This is a genomic window from Flavobacterium limnosediminis JC2902 (assembly GCF_000498535.1).
GTDB lineage: Bacteria > Bacteroidota > Bacteroidia > Flavobacteriales > Flavobacteriaceae > Flavobacterium > Flavobacterium limnosediminis.
The window spans coordinates 1-4195 of the sequence record NZ_AVGG01000042.1; the positions used below are offsets into that span (position 1 = coordinate 1).

The following is a 4195-nucleotide window of genomic DNA, read 5'->3' on the forward strand; positions in this document are numbered from 1 at the left end:
CGGGACGTTAACGGCAATTTTATGAAAAACTCGGAGATAGAAAATATTCTTATTAAAAAATGTGAATTGCTCAATTTAAAAAACAGAGCATTTACAATGTTTGATAATATATTCGCTCAAAATTCTGAAAACGAAATTGCAGAAATTTTCAATGGAGTAAATAAAGAGCAGTTAACCATAAATTTTAAAAATTATTCCTTCACTATTATCGAAAATAAAACGTCAATTAAAACCAGATTAGATTTATTTCAAAATTTAGATAAGAAAATAGGATATTATGAAATTGAGACTGATTTAGAGGGTGAATTTTTAGACGAATATTTAAAACTTTATTAAAAATCAAGTGCACAAAATATTTGAATTAATAACGGAAATAATTGGCTGGATACAAATTGTAATCTCTCCTACTCTAATTGGTTTGGGAATTGGTTTTATTATTTATTGCAATTTTGAAAATGCTTTTGGGTTAATTTCTGGAATTGCATTAAGTCTAATCGGTTTAATATTGGGGATAATTTTGGCTACAAAAAAATTCAAAACTACTGGAACTATTCATTTTTTATCGAGAGTAAGTGCAACACCTGAACTTGATAAAGATGAAATAACAGAAAACAAAAACAGCCGTTAACAGCGGTTTTGAGCAAGTGGGGCTTTAGGGCAAAATTTAAAGTTGTTTTTGTATTTGTAAACTAAATCTTTAATTTATACTTTTGGGAGAACAATCCCCCACCTTCTCAAAGCCGGCGGGACGTTAACTGCTAGTGAGCCCAAACTGAACGTAAACCGAGATCGTAAAATAAAATTTAGAAATGGATAACGAATTGATTACTGAAAAAAATTGGTGGAAAAAAAATTGGAAATGGTTTATTCCTCTGTCTGGATTTGTCTTAATTGTTATTCTTACAATCAATTCAAATCTAAGTGGTTTAAGTGATTTTGCTCAAACTTATGTCGATCCTTCTCTTTGCCAAAATGCCATTAATGAAGCAAATAAAAACAATCAAGTAATTCTAAGTTTAGGGAAATTAGAACCAATTGATAAACTTGCAATTATGGAAGGTAATTCAGTATATTCTAACAACAATAAAACTGTTAATGCCACATTTAGAGTTTCTGGAAAAAATGGAAACGGAAAAATGGATATTTCTGCTGATAAGAATGGTGAAAAGTGGGAATATAAAAATATTAGAATCAGGATAAAAAAAACCGGTGAAGAAATAAAAATTATACAATAATATTAAATCATTATAAGAATCACCAGCAGTTAACAGCGGTTTTGAGCAAGTGGGGCTTTAGGGCAAAATTTAAAGTTGGTTTTGTATTTGTAAACTAAATCTTTAATTTATACTTTTGGAAAAACAATCCCCCACCTTCTCAAAGCCGGCGGGACGTTATAAGCCATTTTATGAAAACGAAAACGATAATAATACTGGTATTCATTCTTCATTCTACTTTTAATTATGCACAAAAATGGCATTTTGAAAAAGTTGATTCTGAGCGTGAATTTAAGTATGAATATTGGTTTAGTTTTCAAAATGAAGATGATTCAAATTCCATTGAATTAATCGAAACGCCAAACCAAACTGATACTAAAAGAATAAATGGTATTATTACAGATTCAAAAGGTAAACCAATAGAATTTGTAGATATCATTATAAAAGATAATTCTGGTAACATTATTTCAATCATATATCCTAACTCTAAAGGTGAATTTTTATTAGAAAGACAATTTGAGAGTTTTGAATTAATTATTTCTACAATTGAATATGATGAACTAATTTCAAAAATAAATTTGAAAAGCAATTTTAATACAAGCTTGAAAATTAAATTAGGAAGAGCTCCAGAACTCTTAACATATCAAATAAATGCGAAGTCTGAATTAAACTCTGATGAAATAACCGAAATCATTAATTGTGTAAAGAAAAATCGCGACTTGAATGATGAAAACTATTTAAAGAATTGCTCAGACGATAAGAAATATAAGCTCTGTATTCAAATTTAAAAACGGCTTATAACAGCGGTTTCATGAAATTGGGGTTTTAAGGCTAAATTTAAAGGTAATTTTATATATTTGACTTCAGTCTTGAAGGAATGGTTTGGGAATAAATATCCCCAACTTCATGAAGCCGGCGGGACGTTGTGTGTAATTATCGTAAAACGAGATGAAAATTCAAACAGGAGACATATTTAGCATTAAAACTAATAAAGGATATGGTTTTATCCAATACGTTGAAAATATCGAAGTTTTTGGAGAATACGTTAGAATTCTAGCTCCTATAAAAGCAGAAAAAAACATAACGCAATCTGAAATCGATGAAATGGAAAGATGGAACATCTATTTTCCGTTAAAAATTGCACATCGCAGAAAAATTGTAGATTTTATCGGGAAGTATGAATTGCCTTCGAACTATGTTGCCCATGAAAATGTAAGAACTGAACATAACATTCGAGGTGAACATTTAGGATGGAGGATAGTTAATCGAAAAACTTTGGCAGCTGAATTCAAGAAAAAACTGGATGAAAAGGATTTAAAATTGTCTCCTCATGGTATTTTCAATGATACATTAATAATTGAATATTTAGAATCTGACTGGAAATTGGAAAATTGGAGATAAAAATTAATAACTACACACAACAGCGGTTTTGTGAAAGCGGGGTTTGGTGTATAATGGGACGATCTTTTTGTATATTTGACTTAGTGATAAAACAAACTAAAGGAACAAAAATCCCCGCCTCCACAAAGCCGGCGGGACGTTGTGTGAAATTTTGGAAAAACGATGCGTAAAACAATATTCTTAATATTTTTATCATTTTATATATCCGCAAATTGTCAAAATTCTGTTGATAAAATTGTTGTTACGAAAAATTTACTTGCAGCCAGATTTAACTCTTCAGACTCCTTATATAAGTCTGAAAATAAAATAATTACTAATAAAAAAGTTATATCAAAAATTTTAGAAGAACTAAAAAAAATTGATAATAAAAACTACTTATTAGCTAAATATAAAATTGATACAGCTTATATAAAAAACAATCCTGAGAAACTTCTAAAATTATACTCCAATAAACTAGAAATTGATTGGAATACACAACAGAAAAAATTTATTTTTAAGGAATTACAGGACGTGGAAAATTTCAAAAAACAACTCCTTGATTACTTATCAAATGGTTGTTGTTATACCATGCATAATCACTACAGAAATCAAATTGATATAGAAGTATATAAAAACAATACTATTATAAATAAATACAGTTCAAGAAAATATTCATGGGGTTATGCTATGCCCTGGACTGGTGAAAGTGATACTATTTATAATTACGAGGTTGAAAGAATTATCAATCACTTATTCAATGTGCCACAAAAAATAAAAGAACCCATTGAAGGAGATGAACTCTTAAAATACTTAGTAAATAAAATTATCGATAATAATATCAAAAATCTTTATAAACTGTCTGCGTATAGTTATCAAGAGGAAATTGAAGAACTAAAATCTACTTTTAATATTTTGTCTTTTGAAGAAGTTTATGGTAGAGGAAGGTATATTTGGGATGAACCCAAAACATTGAAAATTTCTTTACAAAATATTGAAATGCTTCCAAATGTATATTTGCAATTTTTAGCTTCGGAAACAGGAAATACAATATACTCAAGAGATTCAATTATTAAAAATTATAAGAACATTGTAACGAGAGTTCAAAATATTAAATTCATAAAAAGTTATTTAGCAAGAAATACTAACTCAAAATTAGATATTTATTATTTCAACAATAAACCAATCAATAACTACAATATAGAAAGTGTAAATAAAAATCCTATCGAATGGAAAAAGCAAGATGATTATGTTGCAGGTTTAAATTGGTATGAAAAAAATAATGTTAAACCTTCTTTTGATTTAAATGAAGCTATTAAAACTTCTCAAATGAACCATTGTGGCTGCAATTATAGATTTGAAAAAAGTTTCATTGAAAAAGGGATATTTTTTGAATTTTTTGATGAGGAAGACAATACTTCCATTTGGATTTTATTACCTGACAATAATGTTTTGCTTTATATTATGGATGGTGAAAAAGCATTAGATTTAAATTTAACTGAATTTGAAAAATCTTGGGGTATAAAATATCCTTGTAAATTGTTTAATAGTGAAGGAGCAGAAATAAAGAATTAAAAACTTCACACAACAGCAGTTTGCAGCAA

General features: G+C 28.3%; 6 protein-coding genes. All 6 read left to right on the forward strand.

Annotation, left to right across the window (positions count from 1 at the left end; all coding sequences use genetic code 11):
* On the forward strand, window positions 1-336 hold a 336-nt coding region (locus FLJC2902T_RS15405; RefSeq protein WP_035679257.1), incomplete at its 5' end, for a hypothetical protein.
* A gap of 7 nt (window positions 337-343) precedes the next feature.
* The gene (locus FLJC2902T_RS15410) at window positions 344-628 is read left to right on the forward strand and encodes a hypothetical protein (RefSeq protein WP_023580733.1); all 285 of its coding nucleotides are present in this window, start codon (window positions 344-346) and stop codon (window positions 626-628) included.
* Between the two features lie 181 nt (window positions 629-809).
* Window positions 810-1235 (forward strand): cytochrome c oxidase assembly factor Coa1 family protein, encoded by a 426-nt coding sequence (locus FLJC2902T_RS15415; RefSeq protein ID WP_023580734.1) that lies wholly within the window; start codon window positions 810-812, stop codon window positions 1233-1235.
* 170 nt (window positions 1236-1405) lie between these two features.
* Window positions 1406-2002: a hypothetical protein gene (locus FLJC2902T_RS15420; RefSeq protein ID WP_023580735.1), complete on the forward strand. Its 597-nt coding sequence runs from the start codon at window positions 1406-1408 to the stop codon at window positions 2000-2002.
* A 160-nt stretch (window positions 2003-2162) separates the two neighbouring features.
* A complete protein-coding gene (locus FLJC2902T_RS15425) occupies window positions 2163-2615 on the forward strand; it encodes a hypothetical protein (protein ID WP_023580736.1) in 453 nt (150 codons plus the stop codon).
* 162 nt (window positions 2616-2777) lie between these two features.
* On the forward strand, window positions 2778-4166 hold the full coding sequence (locus FLJC2902T_RS15430) for a hypothetical protein (RefSeq protein WP_023580737.1): 1389 nt from the start codon (window positions 2778-2780) through the stop codon (window positions 4164-4166).
* Window positions 4167-4195: the final 29 nt, after the last annotated feature.

Coding starts and splice junctions, on each gene's coding strand:
- FLJC2902T_RS15415 (WP_023580734.1), top strand. CDS start 810: ATGGATAACGAATTGATTACTGAAAAAAATTGGTGGAAAAAAAATTGG.
- FLJC2902T_RS15420 (WP_023580735.1), top strand. CDS start 1,406: ATGAAAACGAAAACGATAATAATACTGGTATTCATTCTTCATTCTACT.
- FLJC2902T_RS15425 (WP_023580736.1), top strand. CDS start 2,163: ATGAAAATTCAAACAGGAGACATATTTAGCATTAAAACTAATAAAGGA.
- FLJC2902T_RS15430 (WP_023580737.1), top strand. CDS start 2,778: ATGCGTAAAACAATATTCTTAATATTTTTATCATTTTATATATCCGCA.